The organism is Mesorhizobium sp. ESP-6-4, from assembly GCF_020164735.1.
In the GTDB taxonomy this organism is placed as follows: domain Bacteria; phylum Pseudomonadota; class Alphaproteobacteria; order Rhizobiales; family Rhizobiaceae; genus Mesorhizobium.
Genome location: NZ_JAIUGS010000001.1, coordinates 364,423 through 388,627, shown reverse-complemented (window position 1 = coordinate 388,627; position 24,205 = coordinate 364,423). Strand labels below are relative to the sequence as shown.

The 24,205-nt window shown below is 64.4% G+C and carries 21 protein-coding genes; 9 read left to right on the top strand and 12 right to left on the bottom strand.

Translation table 11 applies throughout. The annotated features are described in order from the left end of the window. Positions 1-138: 138 nt before the first annotated feature. From LB523_RS01755 to LB523_RS01735, 5 genes are all read right to left on the bottom strand, one after another. On the bottom strand, positions 139-1,011 hold the full coding sequence (locus LB523_RS01755; protein WP_224600686.1) for a sugar phosphate isomerase/epimerase family protein: 873 nt from the start codon (positions 1,009-1,011) through the stop codon (positions 139-141). Then, positions 995-1,771, bottom strand: coding sequence for an ATP-binding cassette domain-containing protein (locus tag LB523_RS01750; protein WP_140546490.1), 777 nt, complete (start codon positions 1,769-1,771; stop codon positions 995-997). The genes LB523_RS01755 and LB523_RS01750 overlap by 17 nt, the downstream gene beginning before the upstream one ends. Beyond that, positions 1,768-2,754 carry an ABC transporter permease gene (locus LB523_RS01745; protein WP_224600685.1) on the bottom strand — a complete coding sequence of 329 codons (987 nt, stop codon included), beginning with the start codon at positions 2,752-2,754 and terminating at the stop codon, positions 1,768-1,770. The genes LB523_RS01750 and LB523_RS01745 overlap by 4 nt, the downstream gene beginning before the upstream one ends. Positions 2,755-2,878: 124 nt before the next feature. Further along, entirely contained in the window at positions 2,879-3,868 is a 990-nt protein-coding gene (locus tag LB523_RS01740) for a substrate-binding domain-containing protein (protein ID WP_224544927.1), read from the bottom strand. Positions 3,869-3,928: 60 nt separating this feature from the next. Then, complete coding sequence (locus LB523_RS01735) at positions 3,929-5,005, bottom strand: LacI family DNA-binding transcriptional regulator (protein ID WP_224600684.1); 1,077 nt, start codon at positions 5,003-5,005, stop codon at positions 3,929-3,931. 144 nt (positions 5,006-5,149) lie between these two features. Here LB523_RS01735 and LB523_RS01730 point away from each other — a divergent pair, with 144 nt between their 5' ends. Then, positions 5,150-6,181, top strand: coding sequence for a hydroxyacid dehydrogenase (locus LB523_RS01730; protein ID WP_224600683.1), 1,032 nt, complete (start codon positions 5,150-5,152; stop codon positions 6,179-6,181). 15 nt (positions 6,182-6,196) lie between these two features. Here the strand turns inward: LB523_RS01730 and LB523_RS01725 are convergent, their stop codons facing one another. After that, positions 6,197-6,871: a GntR family transcriptional regulator gene (locus LB523_RS01725; RefSeq protein WP_140838959.1), complete on the bottom strand. Its 675-nt coding sequence runs from the start codon at positions 6,869-6,871 to the stop codon at positions 6,197-6,199. Between the two features lie 139 nt (positions 6,872-7,010). Between LB523_RS01725 and LB523_RS01720 the strand changes: the two genes are divergently transcribed. From LB523_RS01720 to LB523_RS01685, 8 genes are all read left to right on the top strand, one after another. Beyond that, complete coding sequence (locus LB523_RS01720) at positions 7,011-7,598, top strand: amino acid synthesis family protein (RefSeq protein ID WP_224544930.1); 588 nt, start codon at positions 7,011-7,013, stop codon at positions 7,596-7,598. Next, positions 7,591-9,402: an alpha/beta fold hydrolase gene (locus LB523_RS01715; RefSeq protein ID WP_224544931.1), complete on the top strand. Its 1,812-nt coding sequence runs from the start codon at positions 7,591-7,593 to the stop codon at positions 9,400-9,402. The genes LB523_RS01720 and LB523_RS01715 overlap by 8 nt, the downstream gene beginning before the upstream one ends. Before the next feature lie 5 nt (positions 9,403-9,407). Next, the gene (locus tag LB523_RS01710) at positions 9,408-10,460 is read left to right on the top strand and encodes an LLM class flavin-dependent oxidoreductase (protein ID WP_224544932.1); all 1,053 of its coding nucleotides are present in this window, start codon (positions 9,408-9,410) and stop codon (positions 10,458-10,460) included. Beyond that, a complete protein-coding gene (locus LB523_RS01705) occupies positions 10,457-11,932 on the top strand; it encodes an aldehyde dehydrogenase (RefSeq protein WP_224600682.1) in 1,476 nt (491 codons plus the stop codon). Before LB523_RS01710 ends, LB523_RS01705 begins: the two co-directional genes overlap by 4 nt. A gap of 61 nt (positions 11,933-11,993) precedes the next feature. Continuing rightward, complete coding sequence (locus LB523_RS01700; protein ID WP_224544934.1) at positions 11,994-12,998, top strand: ABC transporter substrate-binding protein; 1,005 nt, start codon at positions 11,994-11,996, stop codon at positions 12,996-12,998. A gap of 65 nt (positions 12,999-13,063) precedes the next feature. Next, complete coding sequence (locus LB523_RS01695; protein WP_224544935.1) at positions 13,064-13,924, top strand: ABC transporter permease; 861 nt, start codon at positions 13,064-13,066, stop codon at positions 13,922-13,924. A 1-nt stretch (position 13,925) separates the two neighbouring features. Next, a complete protein-coding gene (locus tag LB523_RS01690) occupies positions 13,926-14,726 on the top strand; it encodes an ABC transporter permease (protein WP_224544936.1) in 801 nt (266 codons plus the stop codon). Beyond that, on the top strand, positions 14,723-15,829 hold the full coding sequence (locus LB523_RS01685; protein WP_224544937.1) for an ABC transporter ATP-binding protein: 1,107 nt from the start codon (positions 14,723-14,725) through the stop codon (positions 15,827-15,829). Before LB523_RS01690 ends, LB523_RS01685 begins: the two co-directional genes overlap by 4 nt. A 106-nt stretch (positions 15,830-15,935) precedes the next feature. On the opposite strand, the gene otsB is transcribed toward LB523_RS01685, so the two are convergent. The 6 genes from otsB to LB523_RS01655 all read right to left on the bottom strand — a co-directional run bounded on the left by otsB (position 15,936) and on the right by LB523_RS01655 (position 24,203). Next, a complete protein-coding gene (otsB, locus tag LB523_RS01680; protein WP_224544938.1) occupies positions 15,936-16,718 on the bottom strand; it encodes a trehalose-phosphatase in 783 nt (260 codons plus the stop codon). Beyond that, a complete protein-coding gene (locus LB523_RS01675; protein ID WP_224544939.1) occupies positions 16,715-18,505 on the bottom strand; it encodes a trehalose-6-phosphate synthase in 1,791 nt (596 codons plus the stop codon). Before LB523_RS01675 ends, otsB begins: the two co-directional genes overlap by 4 nt. 148 nt (positions 18,506-18,653) lie before the next feature. Beyond that, a complete protein-coding gene (locus LB523_RS01670) occupies positions 18,654-20,816 on the bottom strand; it encodes an amylo-alpha-1,6-glucosidase (RefSeq protein WP_095769803.1) in 2,163 nt (720 codons plus the stop codon). 153 nt (positions 20,817-20,969) lie between these two features. Beyond that, a complete protein-coding gene (locus LB523_RS01665; protein ID WP_224600681.1) occupies positions 20,970-22,028 on the bottom strand; it encodes a glycosyltransferase family 4 protein in 1,059 nt (352 codons plus the stop codon). Between the two features lie 78 nt (positions 22,029-22,106). Then, complete coding sequence (locus LB523_RS01660; RefSeq protein WP_224600680.1) at positions 22,107-22,919, bottom strand: ABC transporter permease; 813 nt, start codon at positions 22,917-22,919, stop codon at positions 22,107-22,109. 3 nt (positions 22,920-22,922) lie between these two features. After that, positions 22,923-24,203: an ABC transporter permease gene (locus LB523_RS01655; protein WP_224600679.1), complete on the bottom strand. Its 1,281-nt coding sequence runs from the start codon at positions 24,201-24,203 to the stop codon at positions 22,923-22,925. Positions 24,204-24,205 lie beyond the last annotated feature (2 nt).

Below are 24,205 nucleotides of genomic sequence, written 5' to 3'. Positions count from 1 at the left end.
AAGGTGGATCGGCGCGCAGCGCCGAGATGGATGAGGGGTGTTCCAGCGGAGTGAGACACCAGCTTTCCCTGGAGCACCCCTCATCCGATCTCGCTTCGCGAGGCCGCTGTCCCCACAAGGGGGAAGGAAGAAATGCCCTCACCCCAGCGTCAGCCCGGCCTTCCTCGCTTCCTCGCGCAGGAACGGCAGGCCGACCTCGATCACGTCGCGCGGGTCCTCGGCCACCGGCCGCCATACGGCGAGCCCGCCGGCAATGTCGACATCGACATGGTTCATGCTTTCGAGCGTGATAGCGCCCTGGTAGCCGATGTCGGCGATGGCCTTCATGCAGGCCGCCCAGTTGAGCATGCCTCGTCCCGGCACGCCGCGGTTGGCTTCCGACACATGCACATAGCCGAGATAGGGCGCCGCCGCCTCGAAACCGGAAGCAAAGCTCTCCTCCTCGATATGCATGTGGTAGGTGTCGAGATGAATGAAGATGTTGGGCGCGCCGATGCGCTCGATGATCTTTGCTGCGTCGATGCCGCGGTTGATCAGGTGCGTCTCGTAGCGATTGCAGGGCTCGATGCCGAGCTTCAGGCCGCGCGACTTCGCCGCTTTCGCCGCGCGTTCGAGGAAACGGCACATACCGTCGATTTCCCTTTGCGTCGGCGCGCGGCCGGTGGTCTTGCCGATCGTGCCGTAGGTGACGCCGCCGAGCGCTTCCGCGCCGACCTCATTGCAGACCCGGAAAGCCGGTTCGAGGAAATCCAGCGCCTCGTCCGGCCGTTCGACCACATCGAGCGCGCGCGGCAGGCCGAGCGAGGGGACCAGTTCAACACGATAGTGATTGGCAAAGCTGCGCGTCCGCTTGGTGTCGATCTCCTCAGGCCGAAGCAAAGGGATCTCCATCAGCCCGATGCCGTATTCCTTGAGCCTGTCCATCTGCGGCTCGATGCGGGCGAGGTCCCAGACCGGTGCGATGGCGAAAGTGTGTAGTCCGAAGGTGTTCATGTCAGCCTCGTTGCTCATGCGCCGCCGCTGCGGCCGTATCGCCGCCGCCAACGATGCGGCTGACGACTTCGTTCATGTTGGTCCTGGCGGTGACGAGATCGGCGTCCGCCCTGCCGTGGCGCAGCACGACAATGCGGTCGGTGACCGACAGCACGTCGTTCAGCCGGTGCGAGATCAGGATGACGGCGATGCCTTCGGACTTCAGCCGCCGGATGAGATCGAGCACGCTCTGCACCTCGCGCACGGCAAGCGCCGCAGTCGGTTCGTCCATGATGACGAGCTTCGGATTGAAGGTGAGCGCGCGCGCGATCGCCACCGTCTGCTGCTGGCCGCCGGAGAACGAACCGACCGACCGGTTTATCGACGGCAGATGCGCGCCCAGCCGCTCGATCATTTTCGACGCTTGGCGATCCATCTCGCTTTTGTCGACGAAGCCGGGGAACAGGCCGAGCAACTTTTTCGTCGGTTCGCGTCCGAGGAAGATATTCGACGCCACGTCCTGTTGCTTGGCCAAAGACAGATCCTGGTAAATCATTTCGATGCCGAGGCGCCGCCGCTGACCGGGGTCCAGCGCCAGGATATCCTTGCCATCGAACTCGATCGAGCCGGTGTCGGCACGGTAGATGCCGGTGATGGTCTTCATCAGCGTCGACTTGCCGGCGCCATTGTCGCCGACCAGTCCGACCACCTCGCCGGCCGCGACCGAAAGATCGACGCCATGCAGCACGTCGACCGCGCCGAAGCTTTTGCGGATGCCGCGCAGCGAAAGCAGGGTCATACCCGCGACTCCTTCCGCACCTGGTACTGGTCGATGAAAACCGCGAGGATCAGCACCGCGCCGATCGCCATCTGCTGGTAATAGGATTGCACGGCAAGCAGCGTCAGCCCGTTCTGCAAGACGCCCATGATCAGCGCGCCGATCATGGTGCCGAGGATCGAGGCGCGGCCGCCGAACAGATTGGTGCCGCCGATGATCGCAGCCGTGATGGCGGTGAGCTCGTAATTGATGCCGGCGGTCGGATCGCCGGCATTGACGCGGGCTGTGAACAGCAGGCCGGCAAGCCCGGCGAGCGCGCCCGACAGCGTGTAGATGATGCGGCGGTGATGCTCGACGCGGATGCCCGCGGCTCGTGCTGCACCTTCGCTATCGCCCAGCGCCAGCGTGTGGCGGCCGAAACGCGTATAGGCGAGCACCGCATGCGCGGCGATGGCCGTCAGCACCAGGATGATCACCGGCATCGGGACGCCGAACGGCCGCCCCTGCCCGATATAGACGATCTCGGGCGGCAGGCCGTAGATCGCCCTGCCCTTCGAGATGACCAGCGCCAGACCGCGCGCCAGGCCTAGCATGCCGAGTGTGACGATGAAGGCCGGCACGAAGGCGCGGGTGACCAGTTGGCCGTTGATGTAGCCGGCGATCCCGCCGGCCAGGATGCAGGCGGCGACGGCGAAGACCGACGGCCAGCCGAGATTGACCGCCACGAAAGCGCCTGCGACGCCCGCAAGCCCCATGACCGATCCGAGCGACAGATCGAGCCCGCCCGAACCGATGACGAAGGTGGCGGCGATCGCCAGCACGCCGATCGTCGAGGTCGCGAGCAGGATGTTGAGGAAATTGCTGAGCGACAGGAAATAGGGCGACAGGAGCGCCATTGCCGTGCTCAGCGCCAGAAGCACCACCAGCGACTCCAGCCGGATGTGGAGCCTTTCGACGGATGCTCGCTGCACCCGAGCCCAGAAGCCGGGCTGTTCAGAAGCCATGTTTTCTACCCTTCGGGTAAGGGAATAGGGGAGTAGGTTAGTAGGGGAGTAGGGAAAGATGGGCGAAGCGCAAACCGCGCTCCCCTACTCCCCTACTGCCTTACTCCCCTACTCCCTTCCTTCCTCACTTCACATATTGCAGCATCGGCTCCTTGCCGGCGTCGAGCACGTCCTTGGTCAGCACCAAAGTCGGCACGGCAATGCTTTCCGGAACCTTCTCGCCGCCGAGCGCCTTCTTGACGTTCTCCACCGCCTGCTTGCCGACCAGATAGGGAAGCTGCGCCACCGAGGCATTGAGGCGGCCTTCCTTGATCGATTTCACCGCATCGACATTGCCGTCGACGCCGATGAGCGTCACCTGCGAACCCTTGCCCGCCGCATAGACAGACTCGACTGCACCAAGCGCCATGCCGTCATTGGCGCAGAAGATGGCGACGAGATCAGGATGCGCGGTCAGCGTGTCGGTGGCGATCGAAGCGGCCTTGCCGCGGTCCCAGTCGCCCGGCAGCGAAGCGACGATTTCGAGGCCGGGCGCCAGCTCCTTCAGCTTGTCGGCAAAACCCTTGGCACGCTTCTCGCCGGTGATGTTGCCGGACAGGCCTTCGATCACCAGCACCGGACCCTTGGCGTCCTTGCCGAGCTTGTTGGCGAGATACTCCGCGCCCTGCGCGCCGGCGGCGATGTTGTCGGAGCCGATATGGAAGGTGACCTTGACGCCTTCCTTGTCGAGCACCGCCTGGTCGAGATTGTTGTCGAGGTCGACGATCTTGATGCCGGCGTCCTGCGCCGACTTCAGGCAAGGTAGAAGGTTGGTCGAGTTGATGGCCGCGGTGATCATCGCCACCGGCTTGCGCTCAAGCATGGTGTTGCAGAGGTTCAACTGCGGCTCGGCTGCCTGATCGCTCTCGGCCGCCTGCTGGAAATATTTCACGCCAGCTTCCTTGGCGCCGTCCGCGACACCCTGCGCCATGGCGCCCCAGAACGGATTGGCCAGTGTCTTCATCAGCACGCCATATTCGCCGTCCTCGGCCTTGGCAACGCCGACGGCGGAAAACGCGAGCGCGACGCCGACGGCAAGGGTAAATCGATTTATCCTTGGGAAATGCGATATCATTCTATCCTCCGTTGATCCTTGGCGCCGGATGCCACGGCCAGGGCCGGCGCATGCTTCCGCTCACGACAATGGGGGCTGTTGTCGGTCTCCTCCCCCGGAATGCGGACCGCTGCCTGGCGAGCCAACGGATTCCCGCATCAACACCTGGCAGGGCTCGAGCCGCGCCGTGGGTGGTCCCACATCACCCTCGACCCTGCGAAACAAAAGGTTCATCGCCTCGCTGGCGATCCGGTGCACCGGCTGCACCACGGCGGCGATCGCCGGCCATGTCACCTGCATCCATTCGGCATCGTCGAAGCCGACCAGCGAGATGTCGTTCGGGCAATGCCAGTCACGCCGGCGGAACTCGGACAGCGCGACGAGCGTGCCCTTCAAAAGCAGCGAATAGACGGCGGTCGGCCGCTCTCCCCTGGCAAAGTAATCGCGCAGCGAGGATCGCAGCGGCTCGACGCTGACTTCCGAGGTGATGACGTCGATGCGCACCGATGGGTTGAGCGCCAGCGCCTGGCTGCGAAAACCTTCCAGGCGCGCGCGCACCGTCGCCGCCTGCTCCGCAAGGCCGATGACCAGAATGTGGCTGTGCCCATTGCCGATCAGCATCCGCGCGACCTCGGCGCTGGCTGCAGCGCTGTCGGCCGAGACCGTGTCGAAAGCGTCGTCGGACAAGACGCGGTCGATCAGCACGCCGGTCATGCCGTGGGCTTTCATGAAGGCGGCCGCCGGACCATGCTCGTTGCGCACAGGCGCCAGCACGACGCCGGCAACGCGCCAGTCATGCATGCGGGCAAGGATTTCCTTCTCGCGCGCCTCCGATTCACGGCTCGATGCGGCGACTAGTGTGTAGCCGCGCTGCTCGGCAAGGCCTTCGAGCTCGGTGACCATCTGGCCGAAGAACTCGCTTTCGAATTCGGGCATGATGGCGCCGATGATGCGGCGCTTGGCCCTGCGCATATCGGAGGCTAAAGGATCGACGCGATAGCCCAGATGCTCGACGGCATCGAAAACACGCTGCGCGTTTTCCGGCTTGACCGTGGTGACGCCGGCCAGCACCTTGGAGACGGTGGCCGCGGACACGCCGGCATGGCTTGCCACGTCGTGGATTGACGGACGCCGCTGCCGGGTTTGGTGTTGTGCCATTGACCTCCTCCCGAGGGCAGGCAGCCGATTTTGTGCCTCGCTATTGTAATCGATAAATCGATTTTTCGTTCTTGTAAATCGTTTCATCGGGAGTAAGACTTGAATGCGTGGTTGACGCGATCCAATCGCGCCCGGAGGAAAAACATGCCCGACAAAGCCTTGCCGCTGGTCATCAGCGCGCCCGAACCGCGCACATTGGAGCTCATCTTCACGCCGCCACAGCTGGCGCGCCTGCGCAAACACTATCGCATTGTCGAGGCCACCCCGGAAGGCGTCGCCGCCCTGCCCGCCGAAACCCTGGCCGAGGCGCGTTTTATCATCGGTCAGCCGCCGATTTCAGCTGAGACGCTGGAGAAGCTGAAGGCGCTGCGCTGCATCTTCAACGTGGAGACCAACCTGCTCAACAACATGCCTTATGAGACGCTGTTTGCGCGCGGCATCCATGTCGTCACCACCGGCCTGGTCTTTGCTGAGCCGGTCGCGGAACTCGGCCTTGCCATGGCGCTGAACCTCGCCAGAAACATCGTCGACGCCGACCTCGCTTTCCGGCAGGGCAAGGAGTTGTGGGGCGGCGACGGCAACCAGACCGCGCGGCTTCTCTCCGGCGCCGATGTCGGCATCATCGGCTTCGGCGATCTCGGCCGCGCGCTCAACCGCCTGCTGACCGGCTTCCGCACCCGCACGAAAGTTTTCGATCCATGGCTGCCGCCATCGATCCTGATCGACAACGGCGTCGAGCCGGCCTCGCTGGACGAGGTGCTGTCGCAAAGCGATTTCGTCTTCGTCGTCGCTTCCGTCACCAGCGAGAATGAGGGTTTCCTGGGCGCCGACGCCTTTGCCAGGATGCGCAAGGGCGCGGCCTTCATCCTGCTCAGCCGCGCCGGCGTCGTCGATTTCCCGGCGTTGATGCAAGCGGTGAAGAGCGGCCACATCGTCGCTGCAAGCGACGTCTTCCCCGAGGAGCCGCTGGCCAAGGACCATCCCGTCCGCACCCTCCCCGGCTTCCTGCGTTCGGCGCATCGCGCCGGCGCGCTCGACGTCGCCTTTAAGCGCATGGGCGACATGGTGCTGGAGGACATGGACCTTATCGACCGCGGCCTGCCGCCCCTGCGTTCCAAGCGCGCCGAGCGCGAGACGGTTTCGCGCATGCGCTCCAAGCCGGTCGACAGGAATTAGTTTCGAGCAGGCTGCCTAAAGCGTCCCGAGCCGAAGCGCGTCGCGCGCGATTTGCCAGGCCGTCTCCACATGCCGCCGCGCCGCCGCCTCCGCCGCTTCTGGCTTGCGCGAACGGATCGCATCCATGATCGCCTGCATTTCGGCGATCGCCGGCTCGCGGCGGTTCTGCGACAGGATTGTCATCGAACGCAGCTGGTTGATGCGGACGTTGAGACCGGTGACGATCTCCCAAGCTATGCGCTTGTCGGCGGCTTCAAAGAGCACCTCATAGAAGCTCGCCGTCGCCCGCATCACCTCGGCCGGCACGCCCGACGCCCACGCCTCGAGCAGCTTTGCCAGCGCCGCATCGAGCAGCGCGATCTGACCGTCGGTGGCCGATGTGGCGCAGGCCTTCGCCGCAATGCCCTCCAGCAGCGCGCGCAACTCGTAGATCTCGTCGGTCCGGCCAAGATCAGGCTTCGCCACGGCCGGCCCATGTCCAGGTATCATCTGCACCAGGCCTTCGGCCTCCAACTGCCGCAGCACCTCGCGCACGACCGAACGGCTGACCCCGAGCTGGTCGCATAGCGGCCGCTCGACCAGCCTTTCGCCGGGCTGGAAATGGAAATCCATGATCGCCTCGCGCATGCGCTCCAGCGCCAGCGTCCTCAACGTTTTGGCGGAGCGGTCTATGCGAAGCGTGTCAGCCATTTTTCCTGAATCCTTAGCCTCGTCACAAAAACCGATTCCATGACCGATTGACAAGACGCATGGCACTCCATAGCATGGTATACCATAAGACGATACAGAAATCGATGGGCCCCGAGCGGCTCCCATCCTGAGGAATTTCATGCAGCCGGCCATCCGCAAGATCGTCACCTATACCGAGAACACCCTGATCGAGGGCGGCAAGACGGCCCGGCGGCCGCTGCGTCTGATCGGCGTCGCCGCGGTGCTCACCAACCCATGGGCAGGCCGCGGCTTCATCGAGGACCTCTCCCCCGAGATCCGCGCTTTCGCGCCGGTGCTCGGCGAAACGCTGACCAATGAGATTATCGGCGCGGCAGGCTCGGGCGAGGTCATCGAAGGCTACGGCAAGGCCGCCATTTGCGGCACGTCGGGTGAGGTCGAGCATGCGTCGGCGCTGATCCACACGCTGCATTTCGGCAATCACTATCGCCGGGCCGTCGGCGCCAAGACCTATCTCGCCTTCACCAATCTGCGTGGCGGTCCGAACACGCCGATCATGATCCCGCTGATGGACAAGAACGACGAAGGCCGCCGCTCGCATTACCTGACCGTGCATTTCCAGATCGGCGACGCGCCCGCGCCGGACGAGCTGGTGGTGGCGCTCGGCGCGTCCATCGGCGGCCGCCCGCATCACCGGATCGGCGACCGCTACCAGGATCTGAAGGAGCTCGGAGATCTGCATGGCTGACGCCGCGACGATCCGCAGCAAGGCGCCCGACGGCACCGGCTTCATCCGCGCCGGTTCGGGCGCGCCGGTCCTGCTCATCCACGGCGTCGGCATGGATGCCGCGATCTGGCAGCCCCAGATCGCCGCTATGCAGGACCGCTTCGACGTGATCGCCATCGACATGCTCGGCCACGGTTCTTCGCCCCTGCCGCCGGAGAACGCCCGCCTGTCGGACTTCGCCGATCAGGCGATCCGTCTGTTGGATCATCTCGGCCTTGCCCGCGTCGCTGTCATCGGCCACTCGATGGGCGCGCTTGTCGCACAGGAAATCGCGCTTCGCGCCCCGTCGCGCATCAGCGCCCTCATCTGCCTCAACGCCGTTTTCCGGCGCCCGCCCGAGCTCGCGCAGGCGGTGCGCGAACGGGCGGCAGCGCTTGGCGGACCCGGCGACCCATCGGCCATCGCCGCCACGATCGCCCGCTGGTTCGGCGATCCGATCCCGCCGGCTCTTTCGGACGCGGCCGCGACGGCCCGCGCGGCGCTCGAAGGCGTCGATCGGCAAGGCTATGCCCGCACCTACCGCCTCTTTGCCAGCGCCGATACCGCGCACGCCGATCGTCTGCCCGATCTCACAGTACCCGCGCTGTTCATGACCGGCTCGGAAGATCGCAACTCGACAGCCGCCATGTCGGCCGCGATGGCACGACTGGCGCCAGCTGGGCGATGTGTGGTGCTGAACGACGAAAAGCACATGATGACAATCGCTTCCCCGCAAAAAGTGAATCAGCGCATCATAGGTTTCCTCGACCAGGTCGCGGCTGTTGGCGGACCGGCGGTGGAAGACGGCACCGCATTCGACGCCATGGAGTTCCGACGCGCGCTTGGCTCCTTCCTGACCGGCGTCACCATCGTCACCACGATCGACGAGTCTGGCGATCCGCGCGGCTTCACCGCCAACTCCTTCACCTCCGTCTCGCTCGAGCCACCGCTGGTGCTGGTCTGCATCGCCAAGAAGGCTCTGGGGCATCAGGTCTTCTCGACCTCCAGGGGCTTTGCCGTCAACATCCTGTCGGAAGCCCAGAAATCCGCATCCGGCATCTTCGCCTCGAAGGCCGCGGATAAATTCGCCTCCGTGGCATGGCAGTCCGGACAGACCGGCAATCCGCTGATCGGGGGATCGGTCGCGGTGTTCGATTGCGGTATGGAGCAATTGGTCGATGCCGGCGACCATTCGATCCTCATCGGCCGCGTCCATGACTTCAGCCACAATGGCGCCCAGCCGCTCGGCTATTGCCGCGGCGCCTATGTCACGCCGGGCCTGAGTCAGGAGGCGTTGGCTGCCGCCGCTCCGCCCGGAACCGAGGTCGGCGCGATCCTCGAGAACGAAGGCCGCGTCCTCTTTTTCGAGACCGCCGAGGGATCCTACCAATTGCCGGCCGGCCGCGGCCTCGGTGCCGCGAACGATGCTCGCAGCCTCAGGGGAAAACTTGCCGCCAAGGCGATCGATGCCGAGCTCGGCTTCCTCTACGCAGTGTGGGATGACGCGGCGGACGCCGCACGCACGCACGTCTATTATCGCGGGACTGTGGACGCCCCCGTCTACGGCGACGGCCAGATCCGGTTTGTCGAAATCGAACGCATCTCCGAATTGAAGATCGCCGACCCGGCTGTCAGCTCGATGCTCGCCCGCTATGCGCGCGAGCGCGCCGAGGACACTTTCGGCGTCTATGTCGGAAACGAGGTCGAAGGCGAAGTCCGGCCGCTTGCCAAGCCGGCGCCGTCGGCGCCAATCCATTCCGGCCCAATCCATTCCGGCCAGCGGTGAGATCGATGAAGTTTTCGCTTTTCGTCCATATGGAGCGCTCGGATCTCGCCAAGCCGCATTCCGAATTGCTGGCTGAACTGGAAGAACTGGTTCTGTTGGCGGAGCAGGCCGGCTTCGAGACCGCCTGGATCGGCGAGCATCACGGGATGGAATTTACTATCTCGCCGAACCCGTTCATCAACATCGCCTATCTCGCCGCAAAGACGAATACTATCCGTCTCGGCACTGGCACGATCATCGCCCCCTTCTGGCACCCGATCAAACTCGCCGGCGAAGCGGCGATGGCCGATGTCATCACCCGCGGCCGGCTGGATCTGGGCATCGCCCGCGGCGCCTACAGCTACGAGTATCAGCGCGTCTTCCCGGGGCTGGATGCCTGGGGCGCCGGCCAGCGCATGCGCGAGATCATACCGACGATCCGCGGCCTCTGGGACGGCGATTACGAGCATTCCGGCGAGTTCTGGCAGTTCCCGCCGACGACTTCCTCGCCCAAGCCTTTGCAAAAACCCTACCCGCCGATCTGGGTGGCCGCGCGCGATCCGAACTCGCACGACTTCGCAGTGGCCAACCAATGCCAAGTCCAGGTGACGCCGCTGGCCTCCGGCGACGGCGAGGTCGCAAGCCTGATGGAACGCTTCAATGCCGCCTGCCAGGCGCATCCGGACATAGCGCGGCCACAGATCATGCTCCTGTTGCACACTTTCGTCGCCGAGGACGCCGCCGACGCCGACCGCCTGACCCAGGACCTCTCGCAGTTCTACTGCCAGTTCGGCGCCTGGTTCCAGAACAAGAAACCCGTCCGCCAGGGCGTTCTCGAGCCGCTGACCGAGGATGAGATCGCGGCGATGCCCCAATACGCGCCCGACAAGATCCGGCAGAACCTCGTCATCGGCGAGGCCGACGACGTGATCGCGAGGCTGAAGAGCTACGAGGCGCAAGGCTATGACCAGTACTCGATCTGGATCGACAGCGGCCTCTCGCATGAGCGCAAGAAGAAGTCGCTGCGGCTGTTCATCGACAAGGTGATGCCGGCCTTCCAGGAGATGGGGTCGCGATGAGCAGCACCGCCTTCAGGAACTACATAGACGGCCAGTTCGCCGAGGCGTCCTCCACTTTCGACAGCATCGATCCGTCGACGGGCCTGCCCTGGGCGACGATGCCCGCCGCTTCCGTTGCCGATGTCGACTGCGCCGTGGAAGCCGCCCACCGGGCGTTGCGCTCCGGCCCATGGGCGGCAATGAACGCAACCGCGCGTGGAAAACTGCTGGTCAGGCTTGGCGATCTCGTCGCCGCCAATGCCGGCCGCCTGGCCGAGCTGGAAACGCGCGACACCGGCAAGATCATCCGCGAGACCCGCGCCCAGATCGCCTATGTCGGTGACTACTACCGCTATTATGGCGGGCTGGCCGACAAGCACGAAGGCGCCTTCATCCCGATCGACAAGGCCGACATGGAAGTGACGGTGCGGCCGGAGCCGATCGGCGTCGTCGCCGCCGTCGTGCCGTGGAACTCGCAGCTCTTCTTGTCGGCGGTCAAGCTCGGCCCGGCGCTGGCCGCCGGCTGCACCGTCGTGCTCAAGGCCTCCGAGGATGGGCCGGCGCCGCTGCTCGCTTTCGCCGAGTTGGTTAGCGAAGCCGGCTTTCCAGCCGGCGCGGTCAACATCCTCACCGGCTTCGGCTATGATTGCGGGCACCGCCTGACCAGCCATCCGCTCGTCGCCCGTGTCGCCTTCACCGGCGGCCCTTCGACCGCCCGGCGGATCGTCGCCAACACCGCCGAGAATCTCGCTTACACCACGCTCGAGCTCGGTGGCAAAAGCCCGGTCGTCGTCTTCGCCGACGCCGATCTCGACAGCGCCGCCAATGCAGTAGTGGCCGGTATTTTCGCCGCCACGGGCCAGAGCTGCGTCGCGGGCTCGCGGCTGCTGGTTGAGCGCTCGGTCAAGGACGAATTCCTCGCGCGGTTGAAGCGCAAGGCGGAAGCCATCGTCATCGGCGACCCGCAGGATCCCGCAACCGAGATGGGTCCGCTGGCGACCGCGCGCCAGCGCGAAAGGATCGAGGCAATCGTGGCGGAGAGCGTGGCTGCAGGCGGCCGACTGGTCACCGGCGGCGCGCGGCCGAAGGGCAAGGCCGACGGATACTACTACGCGCCGACCATCATAGAGGCGCCGGACCAGGCTCTCGCCTGCGTGCGCGAAGAGCTGTTCGGTCCGGTGCTGAGTGTGCTTGCCTTCGACAGCGAGGCTGAAGCGCTGGCTTTGGCCAACGACACGCAATTCGGGCTCGCCTCCGGCGTCTTCACCTCAAATCTCGCCAAGGCGCATCGCATGGCCTGCGGCATCCATGCCGGCGTCGTCTGGGTCAATACCTACCGCGCCGTCTCGCCGCTGGTCCCCTTCGGCGGCTACGGCCTTTCCGGCCTCGGCCGCGAAGGCGGCCTCGACGCCATCCGCGACTACACGCGCTCGAAATCGGTGTGGATCCGCACCTCCGACGACCCGATTCCCGATCCCTTCGTCATGCGCTGAGACGGCATGGCGAGGGTGCCGACAAGAACAAGAACGGAACAACCAATCAGAGGAGAACGACATGAAACTGATTTTCGCCGGCGTCTTTGCCGGGTTGATAGCGACCACGGCCGCAAAGGCCGATGAAATGGTGTTTACCAGCTGGGGCGGGACGACGCAGGAAGCCCAGACCAAATCCTGGGCCGAGCCTTTTACCGCCTCTTCGGGCATCAAGGTGCTGCAGGACGGACCGACCGACTACGGCAAGCTGAAGGCGATGGTCGACGCCAAGAACGTCACCTGGGACGTCGTCGACGTCGAGATGGATTTCGCCATCAAGGCGGCCAAGGACGGCCTGCTCGAGCCAATCGACTTCGCCGTCGTGCCGAAGGCCGATCTCGATCCGCGCTTCAGCAATGAGAACGCCGTCGGCAGCTTTTACTATTCCTTCGTGCTCGCCTGGAACAAGGGCGCCGTCTCCGGCGAGCCGGCAAGCTGGGCGGACATGTTCGACACCAAAAAGTTTCCGGGCAAGCGAACCTTCTACAAATGGTCGGCGCCGGGCGTGATCGAGATCGCGCTGCTCGCCGACGGCGTGCCGGCCGACAAGCTCTATCCGCTCGACCTCGACCGCGCCTTCAAGAAGCTCGACACCATCAAGTCGGACATCGTCTGGTGGGGTGGCGGCGCCGAATCGCAGCAGCTGATCGCCTCTGGCGAGGCCGCCTTCGGCCAGCTCTGGAACGGCCGCGTCTTTGCGCTCGAGAAGGACGGCGCCGATGTCGGCGTGTCCTGGAACCAGAACCTCACCGCCGCCGACGTCTTGGTGGTGCCGAAGGGCGCCAAGAACAAGGACGGCGCTATGAAATTCCTCGCCGCCGCGACCAGCCCGACCGGCCAGGCGAAATTCGCCGAGGCGAGCGGCTACGCGCCGATCAACACCAGGGCCAAGGCGGAAATGCCCCCCGACGTGGTCAAGGGCCTGCCGGACGCCCATGTCGACGGACAGATCAACCTCGACATGAACTACTGGGCCGAGCATCGCGACGAGATCGCCACGCGCTGGTACGCCTGGCAGGCGAAGTAAGGACCGTCCTTTGACAGGATCGGGGCGGCACCGGCCGTCCCGACCAGCAATCCGGGATTACCGCCATGTCGGTGGAAGCACAGCAAGGGATCGCAAGCCTTCGAATACCGGCAGGCCTTGGCGGCCTGCTTCCGGCGTTGATCCTGATCGGACTGTTTTTCGTCGTGCCGGTGCTGGCGCTTTTGCTCCGCAGCGTCACCGACCCCGCTCCGGGCCTGCAGAACTATGCGGCGCTGCTGGGCGACGGCACATACGCGCGCGTCTTCTTCAACACTTTCCTCGTCGCCTTCGTCGTCACCATGGTCACCGTGCTCGTCGCCTTCCCAGTTGCCTGGATGCTGGCGATCATGCCGCCGGCGCTCGCCTCGATCCTGTTCGGCATCATCATCCTTTCGATGTGGACGAACCTCTTGACCCGCACCTATGCCTGGATGGTGCTGTTGCAGCGCACCGGGGTCATCAACCGGGCGCTGATGGGCGCCGGCATCATCAACCAGCCGCTGCCGCTGATCAACAATCTCACCGGCGTCACCATCGGCATGGTCTACATCATGCTGCCCTTCATGATCCTGCCGCTGGTCGGCACCTTGCGCGCCATCGATCCGATGACTTTGCGCGCCGCCGCTCTTTGTGGTGCCAGCCCGCTCGCCGCCTTCAGGCGCATCCTGTTGCCGCTGTCACTGCCCGGCATAGCCGCCGGCGGCCTGATGGTCTTCGTCATGTCGCTCGGCTATTTCGTCACGCCGGCTCTGCTTGGCGGCACGTCGAACATGATGCTCGCCGAAATGATCGCGCAGATGATCCAGTCGCTGCTCAACTGGGGCCTGGGGAGTGCTGCCGCTTTCATCTTGCTCGTCGTCACCATGGCGCTTTATGCGTTGCAGCTGCGCCTGGTCGGGTCAAAACGCCCGGCGGGAGGCGCCTGAGATGCTGCTCGATTATGACCGCCTCGGCTGGTTGAAGGTCGCGCTCCTTGCCTTCACGGCATTGGTCGCAGCCTTCCTGCTGCTGCCTGTGGTCTTCATCGTGCTTCTCTCCTTCGGCTCCTCGCGCTGGCTGGCCTTTCCGCCCCCCGGCTGGACGCTGAAATGGTATCAGGAGCTGTTCGCCGACCCGTCCTGGATCGAAGCGGCCCTCACTAGCGCGCGTATCGCCACGATGACGGCGATCCTCGCCGTCGCCATCGGCCTGCTCGCCTCCTTCGCGCTGATTCGCGGCCAGTTCCGCGGCCGCGACGTCCTGCGCGGGCTGCTGCTCACGCCGATGGTCCTGCCGGTTGTCGTTTTCGCTATCGCCATCTACGCCTTCTTGCTGCGCATGGGTCTCGGCGGCACCACGATCGGCTTCGTCGTCGCCCACACCGTGCTGGCGCTGCCCTTCGCCATCATCCCGATCGCGACCGCTCTGGAAGGCTTCGACAAGTCGATCGAGGATGCGGCCATCGTCTGCGGCGCCAGCCCGCTGCAGGCTAAGCTCAGGATCACCCTGCCCTCGATCCGCATCGGCATCTTCTCCGCCGCGATCTTTTCCTTCCTGGCGTCGTGGGATGAGGTCGTGGTCGCTATCTTCATGGCGAGCCCCACCCTGCAAACCTTGCCTGTCAAGATCTGGGGCAGTCTCCGCTCCGACCTCACCCCCGTCATCGCCGCCGCATCGAGCCTGCTGGTCGCGCTCACGCTCGCCCTGATGATCGTGACGGCACTCTTGCGCCGAAAGCTGCAGACATGACCCAACCCTTTCTCTCGATCCGCAAATTGCGCAAGGCATTCGGTGCCTTCACCGCCGTTCATGATGTGACGCTGGATATTCCGAAGGGCGAATTCCTGACCTTCCTCGGGCCGTCGGGCTCGGGCAAGTCGACCACGCTCTACGCCATCGCCGGCTTCCAGGACCCGACCGCCGGGAACGTGCTGCTGCAAGGCAAGTCGTTGCTGTCGGTGCCTTCGCACAAGCGCAACATTGGCATGGTCTTTCAGCGCTACACGCTGTTTCCGCATCTGAGCGTCGCCGAAAACGTCGCCTTCCCGCTCCGCGTCCGCCGCCGGCCCGAGGCCGACGTCAGGCGCAAGGTCGCCGACATGCTCTCCCTGGTGCGGCTGGAAAGCTTCGCCGAGCGTCTGCCCGCCGCGCTCTCGGGCGGCCAGCAGCAGCGCGTCGCGCTCGCCCGCGCGCTGGCCTACGATCCGCCCATCCTGCTGATGGACGAGCCGCTCTCGGCGCTGGACAAGAAGCTGCGCGAGGAGATCCAGGCCGAGATCCGCCGCATCCATCGCGAAACCGGCGTCACCATCCTTTACGTCACCCACGATCAGGAAGAAGCGCTGCATCTGTCGGACCGCATCGCCCTCTTCAGGGACGGCCGCATCGAACAGATTGGGACCGGCGAGGACCTCTACCTTAGGCCCGCAACCGATTTTGTTGCCGGGTTCATCGGCAACTCGAATTTCCTCGCAGCCGAGCATCTGGAAACGGTGGGCGGCGCCTCGACCATCCGCCTCGCGGACGGCGCGCTTGTCTCCGGCATCAATTCCAATGGCAGCTTCGCGCCCGGACAGAAAACCAGGCTGATGATCAGGCCGGAAGCGTTTCGCCTGGAGCGCTCGCCCAACAATGCGGAGCTTGCGGTCGAGATCGTCGATGTCGCCTTCTACGGCGAGCGCCGGCGTATTGTGGCGCGCACGAGCGCCGGACAGGAAATCGACATCCGGCCGACATCTTCGGCAGCGGCAAAGCATGATGCCACGCTGGGTAGGCGGCAGATATTCTTCGATCCCGGCGGTGCCTTCCTGTTTCCCGCCTCGAGTAAAACCGGTAAGGAGCTGACGTATTAACGATCCGACCAAGCTTGAGCGCTCGGCAAGCAGATCGGCGTGTGCGAGACGAAGAAGGCGGATAAGAACGAGATTATCGCCATGATCACGGGCCTGCAGCGCCTGCCTAAGCGACTAGATCACTCCTTGGCGTTTGCGTGGCCGGCCCTCCGAAATTGGCCTCGAGCCAGGCAATGGCGCTCGCAACATCCTCGATGGCGAAGCGCGCGGTGGTCTCGCCCTGCGGCTTGACCCGGATCGAAATTCCCCCGGCGGCATTGACCGTTTCGAAGCCGTTCTCGTCGGACGTATCGTCGCCAAGGAACACAGGACGCCTGCCGCTGAACGGACCCGTCTGCATGAAGCGCCGGATCGCGGCGCCCTTGGCGGCCTCGAGCGGCATCAGCTCGACGCCGGCATTGCCGGCGATGACACGGTAACCTTTCGGCAGGCGCTCAAGCGCTGCCTCGACCAGTTCCGTCGCCCGTGCCAGAAGCTGGGGCGCTGCCCTCGTATGGATGGCGAGCACAGGTCCCTTGCGCTCGACATAGACGGCCTTGCTTGCCAGCTCCAGTTCGATCTCGTCGGCGAGCGCCGCCATGTCCGCCGGCTCGTCGGCGGCCTCGATCCGGCCATCCGGCGCAAGCCTGTGCTCCAGCCCGTAGAGGCCGGCGATCCTGAGCTTCAAGGGATCGAACAGATGGTCCACGGCCGCGATCGAGCGGCCGGTGATGAAGGCGAGCGCTCCGTCCAGCCGCCGTTCGATCGTCTGCAGCAATTGCCGCAACTCGGCGCTGACCGACACGCTGTCGGGATGCGCCGCGTGCTCCAGCAAGGTGCCGTCGATGTCGAGGAAAAGCGCCCACCGGCCTTCGGGAAGCGGCGGGGTAAGGTCTGCCTGACTATTCATCGGAATCCGACTGCCTGCTTGCGTTCGAACATGGAAACGACATTGTCGCCGGTGGGGCTTGCCGGCCGGTCGTATAGGGCCGTGACCCGGTCGAGGTCGCCGCGCTTCCTGAGCCGCGCCGCGTCGAGCAGCATGCTGCCGGCCCAGCGATAGACATTGTTGTCGCGCACGATGTCGCGCATGCGCCGCATGCGCTCGTGCTGCTCGTCCGGCCCCATGGTCATCGCCTGCAGCATCGCCTCGCTCATCATCGCCGCGTCGTACGGATTGACGATCAGCGCCTCCAGCAATTCGCGCGAGGCGCCCGCGAAGGTGCTGAGCAGCAGCACGCCCTGCTCGTCGTCGCGCGACGCCACGAACTCCTTGGCGACGAGATTCATGCCGTCATGCAGGCTGGTGACGAGGCAGATGTCGGCGGCGCGATAAAGCTCATAGACCGCGGCTTGTGAATGGTGCTCGGCCACCATGACGACCGGCTGATAGGATTTGCTGCCGTAGCGCTGGTTGAGCTCGTCGGCATAGCGCAGGCATTCATCGTGCAGCTGCTTGTAGGCAGGCAGCGTGCCCCGGCTTGGTGCAGCGATCTGCAGAAATACGACGTTGCCGATCGTTTCTGGATGACGGATGAACAGTTCCTCAAGCGCATGGAAGCGATCGAGGATGCCTTTGGTGTAGTCGAGGCGTTCGACGCCGACGCAAAGCTTGGCGCCAGCTGGAATTCTGAACCGCTTGCGCACGCGCGCCCGGCACTCCTCGACGCTCGGAAGAGTTTTCAGCAGCTCAACCGGCCACTCGATCGAGATCGGATAGGAATGCACCAGCGTCACCTGGCCGCCATAGGAAATGGCCGCGTCGGCTCGCTCGATCCGGCTTTCCATGAAACGGTCGACGCTTTCGGTGAAGTTGTTGGCGTGGAACTGGGTGTGGAAGCCCACGATCGAGCTGCCGAGCAGGCCGTCGAGGATACGCTCGCGCCACGGGCAGATGCTGAACACTTCCGAGTTCGGCCACGGTATGTGCCAGAAGGTGATGACGATCGCCTCCGGCAGGCGCTCGCGGATCATGCGCGGCAGAAGCGCGAAGTGGTAGTCCTGGACCAGCACGATCGGCCGCTCGTTGCGCGCCTCGGCAACCACCGTCTCCGCGAATTTGCGGTTGACGGCCTCATAAGCCTCCCAGTCGGATTCGCGGAAGATCGGGCGCGTGAACGCGATATGGCAGAGCGGCCACAGGCCCTCATTGGCGAAGCCAAGATAGTAGCCCTGATATTCGTCGTCGCTCAGCCAGACGCGGCGCAGCGTGTAGGAAGGATTGCCGGGCGGCACCTGCACCCGGTCGTTCCTGTCCACCACCGTCCGGTCGGCAGTGCCGCCGCCATAGGCGATCCAGGTGCCGGCGCAAGCGCGCGTGATCGGTTCCAGCGCCGAGACCAGTCCGCTCGCCGGCACGACAAGCTCGACGTCGCCGTTCCTGGTTTCGTTGTGGATATAGGGCTCGCGATTGGAGACGATGATGACCTGCGCATCCGGCAACTCGTCAGCGAGGATCTTGCGCAACGTCTCCGGCGACCATGTGACCAGGGCCGCGTCGACCGACTGCCCGTTCTTTTCGAATTCGCGCAGCACCTTGCGCGCGGCCTCTGTGGCGAAGTCGTCGCCGGGGCCTGCCACAGCCGAAATCCTCGGGTGATTGCGACGGTACCGGGATATCGAAATGAAAATGGCGAATGCGGAAAGTCCAAGGCTTGCGAGAATAAGGACCAGTAACAGAACGCTGTATTGTGTCATTGAAATGCCAGGCTGCCTCCGGCTGTCCGCTCATTATTTTCGTTCTTGCCGGCTGCGGACGGCAGACCGGTCCACCTGTGCAACGCACAAGCCGGCCATGGGTTCCGACATTTTTCGATTGTTGAACGCGGGCTTGCGACGCCTTCTTCTAAGTCCGCACGATAAGCGGCACCTGGCCTTCATGACGATCGGAAAGGAAGGCGGCGACACGGTCGCCGACCCGCTGGAAGGTCACATCGACGACCTTGTCCCCGACACTCAGATGCCGGAGCATCAGGGTGTCGATACCGATCGGCAGCCTCGGGCGCGTGACATGCAATTCGCCTTTCCAGCCATCGATTTCCAGGCCCAGACAGGCCTGCATCAGCATGAAGGTTGAGCCTGCCGACCAGGCTTGCGGCAGGCAGGCCACCGGATAGGCGATCGGCGCTTCGCCCGGCGCCCGGGCGAAACCGCAGAACAATTCGGGCAGCCGCATATTGAAATGAACGGCCGATTCGAAAGTGCCGCTCATCAGCCGCACAACGCTGTCGCGTTCGCCATAGCGGGCGAGGCCCACGCCGCAAAGCGCAGTGTCGTGCGGCCAAATCGAGCCGTTGTGGTAGGACATCGGGTTGAAGAACACCGCATCGTCGGCGAGCGTCCGCAGCCCCCAGCCGGAATGGAAGGCAGCCGACAGCAGCTGCTCGGCGACCAGCTTGGCGCGGTCGGGCTGCGGCAGCCCGACAAAAAGCAGGTGCCCGGCATTTGTCGTTCGAACCTTGCAGGGCTGGCCCTCGCCATCGATGGCCAAGGCGTAGAAATTCAGGTCGTCCAGCCAGAAATCGCGTTCCACGGCGATCCGCATTTCCTCGGCGCGGCCCTCCCAGTGCTCGGCGTCGGCGAATTCGCCGCGGCGGCGTGCGAGCGCCGCCATGCCGCGGAAGGCGGCAAAGACATAGCCCTGCACCTCGACCAGCGCGATCGGCCCCTTTGGGATGCGCCCATCGGCGTGGAAGACCGAATCGAAGCTGTCCTTCCACCCCTGGTTGGCGAGGCCGGACTCGGCGGCGCGCTGGTAGGTGACGAAACCGGTGGCGCGGCTCGCCTCCTCCGTCCAGTCGGCAGCGGCTTTCAGCGAAGGCCAAAGCTTGTCGATGAAGGCCATGTCGCCGGTGCGGTCGGCATAGGCGGAAGCCAGATGGATATAAAGCGGCGTGGTGTCGACGCCTCCGTAATAGCGGCCGAAAGGAAGCTCGCGCAGCGCCGCCATCTCGCCCTTGCGCGTCTCATGCATGATCTTGCCGGGCTGCGAATCCGAAAAGGGCGACGTTTCGGTCGCTTGGTGCTCGGCCAGAAAAGCAAGCACCCCGCGCGCCAGGCCGGGATTGAGCCAAAGCATCTGCAGGCTTGAGATCACGCCGTCGCGCCCGAATGCGGTCGAAAACCATGGGATGCCGGCATAGGGATAGGGGCCGGTCGGAAGCTCGGTGGTAAGCAGCGCCACGTCGGCGCGGGCGCGCTCGACCCAATCGTTGAACACGCGCCCCGAGCTGTGCACCGTGGCGCCGTGCCTGCGCTTGGCGCGCATGCCGAACCGCGCGCGCGCCGCCGCGGCGCGGAAGCGGTCGCGATCGGGCGGGTCGGCGATCGCGGGGCCGACCTCGACATAAAGCACCTTTCGGCTGCGCTTGGTTACGGCGATGAGGAAATCGGCGCGATTGTCGCTCAACTGGTCTGGCGCCTGCGAAAAGGAGATTGCCGAAAGTCGCGGCAAGCCGTCCAGGCCGTCATAGCCGAGCAGGACCGTGGTCTTGTCGGTCTTGGCGATATGCGTGGTGCCCCGCTTCACCCGGGTCGAGCCGCGCACCTCGAACATGTCGCGAAAGTCGGCGGCGAAATGCAGCGACGCGGTTATGGTGGAATGCTCGCGGCTGTAGTTGGAAAGCGTGATGCGCTCGAACAGCCTGTCCTGCCAGATCAGCCTGACGCGCTCGATATGGATCGCGCCCTGCGGCATATCGCGGCCGGCAGCGCTTTGAATAGGCAGGTTGGTCAGGTTGGACGTGAACAGCACATTGTCCTGGCTGAGCGATGCACCGAGCAGCGACATCGGCCTGCCGCCGATGGTCAGCCGGAATTCGGACAGCACGCGCGTGTCGTCGCGGAAGAACCCGTCGCCCGAACCCCTGATGTCGCCATAGGCGTCGGCGACGGCGAAGCAGTCGCCCTGCTTGAGGGCAAAAAGCCGGTGCGGTTCTCGCGGCGCCGTCTCGTCGAGCGAGGAAAGGGCCACGGCAGGATCGAGCTTGCGCTCGTCGAGCTCCGTCATTCGTCACCTCTTCGGTTGCCCCACCCTAGAGCATGATGCCGAAAAGTGTGAGGCGGGTTTCGGACGACATCATGCTCTATCTCTTTGATTTGGAGCCGGATTCAGATTTCAGGTCGAACAGACCTGAAATCATCCGGCTCTAGGCAGTCAAGGTCAGGAGGCCCTGGCCTCCGGCATGCCGGTCAGACGCATATAGGCAGAAAGGTAGTCGCGCGCCATTCTTGTCGCCGAGAACCCTTTCTCGAAGACTGCCCTCACCTGCCGCCGGTCGAGTTCGAGAAGCGCGGGCATCGATGCGACCGCATCGTCGACATTGTCCACGACGAAGCCGGTGACGCCATTGTCGACGATCTCCGGCAGGGCGCCGTTGTTCCAGGCGATCACCGGTGTGCCGCAGGCCATGGCCTCGATCGCGACGAGACCGAACGGTTCCGGCCAGTCGATCGGGAACAGCAGGCCTGCCGCGTTGCCCAGGAATTCGGCCTTCTCGTCTTCCGTGATCTCGCCGACATAGTCGATGTGGTCGCCATCGATGAGCGCCTCGATGTTGTCGCGGAAATAGGTGCGGTCGTCGTCGCCGATCTTGGCCGCCAGCTTCAGCTTCAACCCGGACCGGCGCGCGATCTCGATGGCGCGGTCCGGTCGCTTGTCGCGCGACAGGCGGCCGAGGAAAGCGAGATACGGCTCTTCCCCATGTGGTTCATAGGTCGGCCGGTAGGCATCGAGCGGCAGTCCGTGATGGATCGTCGCCAGCCAGTTCGCATCCGGCAAGCCGCGCTTCTGGCTGTGCGAGATCGAGATCATCGGGAAACGCGGGAAACGTTTGTAGGCCGGCGCCAGGTCGACATAGTCGAGCCTGCCATGCGGCGTCGTCACCGTGCGACCCGCGATCTGCTCGAAGAACGGAAAATGCAGGAAATGGCTGAGATGGAAATGAATGACGTCGAATTCGCCGGCGCGTTCGCGCACATCGGCGAGCATCGCCAGATGCGCGGCGATTTCCGATTTCTTCGGCCGCGGATCGAGGCGTATCGCCTGGTCGCGGCCTGGCACCAGTCGCGCCGATGTCTCGCTGTCACCGCTCGCGAACAGCGTGACGTCATGCCCGAGCTCGACGAGTGCTTGGGTGATGTAGAAGACGATCCGTTCCGTGCCGCCGTAAAGTTTCGGCGGCACGGATTCATAAAGTGGCGCGACATGGGCTATGCGCATCTGGTCCCTCAGCTGTTGACGCGAGGCAAAATGCGTCAGCCGCGAGATCGTTCCTGCCCAATTGGTCGCGGGTTAGCCTCAGGGCTTACGGCTGCGCCGTGCCAAAATGTTCGCCACCAGCAGAAGCAGGATGGATAGCGCCATCATTAGGGTCGCCGCGGCAGTGATGGCGGGCGAGAGTTTTTCGCGCAGGCCGATGAACATTTCGAGCGGCATGGTGCGCTGGCTGGCGCTGGCCAGGAACTGCACGACGACCACTTCGTCGAAGGAGGTGACGAAGGCGAAGGCCGCGCCCGAAAGCACGCCGGGCAGAATCAGCGGCAGCATGACGCGGAAGAACGACGTCAGGGGTTTGGCGCCGGAGATCGCCGCGGCTCGCATCAGGTTGCGGTCGAAGCCGGTCAGGCTAGCGCCTACCGTCACCACCACGAAGGGGCTGGCCAAGGCGGTATGCGCCAGGATGATGCCGGCATAAGTGCTGGCGAGCCCGACGCGGGCGTAGAATAGATAGGAACCGACGGCTGTGATCACCACCGGCACGATCAGCGGCGAAAGAAGCAGCGGCGTGATAATGCGCCGACCCGGAAACTTCTCGTCGGAAAGTGCGATCGCCGTTAGTGTCCCGAGCGTCGTCGCGATCACCGTCGTCCCGAGGGCGATGATCAGGCTATTGCCGATCGCCGACTGCCAGCGCTGGGTGCCGAGCACGACCTCGTACCAGCGCGTCGAGATGCCCTCCAGCGGGAAGATGAAGAAGGCGCCGCTGTTGAAGGAGAGCGGCACCGGGATGAGGATCGGCACCAACAGGAACAGGATGACCAGCCCGCACCAAATCCACAGCAGCGTGATGCGGATGCGTTCGCCTGTTGTGGGATAGGGAGAGAGCAGCATGGGTTACACCAGCTTCAGGCGGTCGAGGCCGAGGACGCGGGCAAAAATGCCGAACAGCGCCAAGGTGAAGACGAGCAGGATGAAGGACAGCGCCGCCGCCATCTCCCAGTTCAGTTCGACATTGACGTAATTGGCGATGAAATTGCTGATGAGTTGGTCGCCTGCCCCGCCTATCAGCGCCGGCGTGATGTAATAGCCGAGGCACAGGATGAAGGTGAGCATGCAACCGGCCATCACGCCCGGAAACACCTGCGGGATGTAAATACGGCGAAACGCGGTGAAAGGCCTGGCGCCTAGCGAATAGGCGGCCTTCATCTGCGAAGGCGGGATGGTGCGCATGACGCTGTAGATCGGCAGCAGCGTGAACGGCAACTGGATATGCGTCATGGCGATGACCAGCCCGATGCGGCTGTACATCAAGTCGAGCCGGTCGCTGGTAACGCCGATAAGAAGCAGGAAATCATTGACCAGGCCGAACTTTTGCAAAAGCACGGTCCAGGCCGCGGTGCGCACCAGGATCGAGGTCCAGAACGGCAGCAGCACCGCAACGATCAGGATGGCGGCCAGCCCTTTCGGCACGTTGGCGATGAGATAGGCGAGCGGAAAGCCGAGGATCAACGTTGCTAGCGTCACCGACGCCGCAACGAAGAAAGTGCGCAGGAACACCTGTATGAAGATCGCCTGCTCGGGTGGCACCCGCTCGATGCCGCCATCGGCGTTCCAGCGCAGATCGAGCGCGCTGAGCAGGTAGAACGAGGTAAGGCTGCTTGTGCCGCTCTGGATCACCGGCCAGGTCGATGGTACGGACCAGAACGGCACCGATTTCATGGTGTCGAGCGCGGCCTGACCGTCGGCGCTTTCCAGCTTGCGAACCGTCTTCAACACCTGGCTGCGGGCTCCAGGCAGCCGCGCGTTCAGGCTCTTGGCCAGTTCATAGGCTGTGCCCTTGGCCTGGTTTTCCTTGAGGTCCGCCGCCAACGCGGCGAAGGCGTCGTCGCCGGGAAGGCCCTGGCCGTTCCAGCCGGCCAGGGCCGCGGTCGTCTTGGGCAGTGCGTCCGCGATGGTCGGGTCATAGACCGCGCGGGACAAAAGCAGCACGATCGGAATACCGAAACTTAAGGCCAGAAGGACGAGCAGCGGCGCTGCCAGAAGCAACGAGCGCATCCGGTCGCCGAGTTCGGCGCGGCGGAGCGCTGCCGACACGGATTTCAGATCCGCGTCGGCGGCTGACCGGTCGCGGGCCAGCGTCGGCCGATCGATTTCGCTGGGCTGGAACGCCGACATCC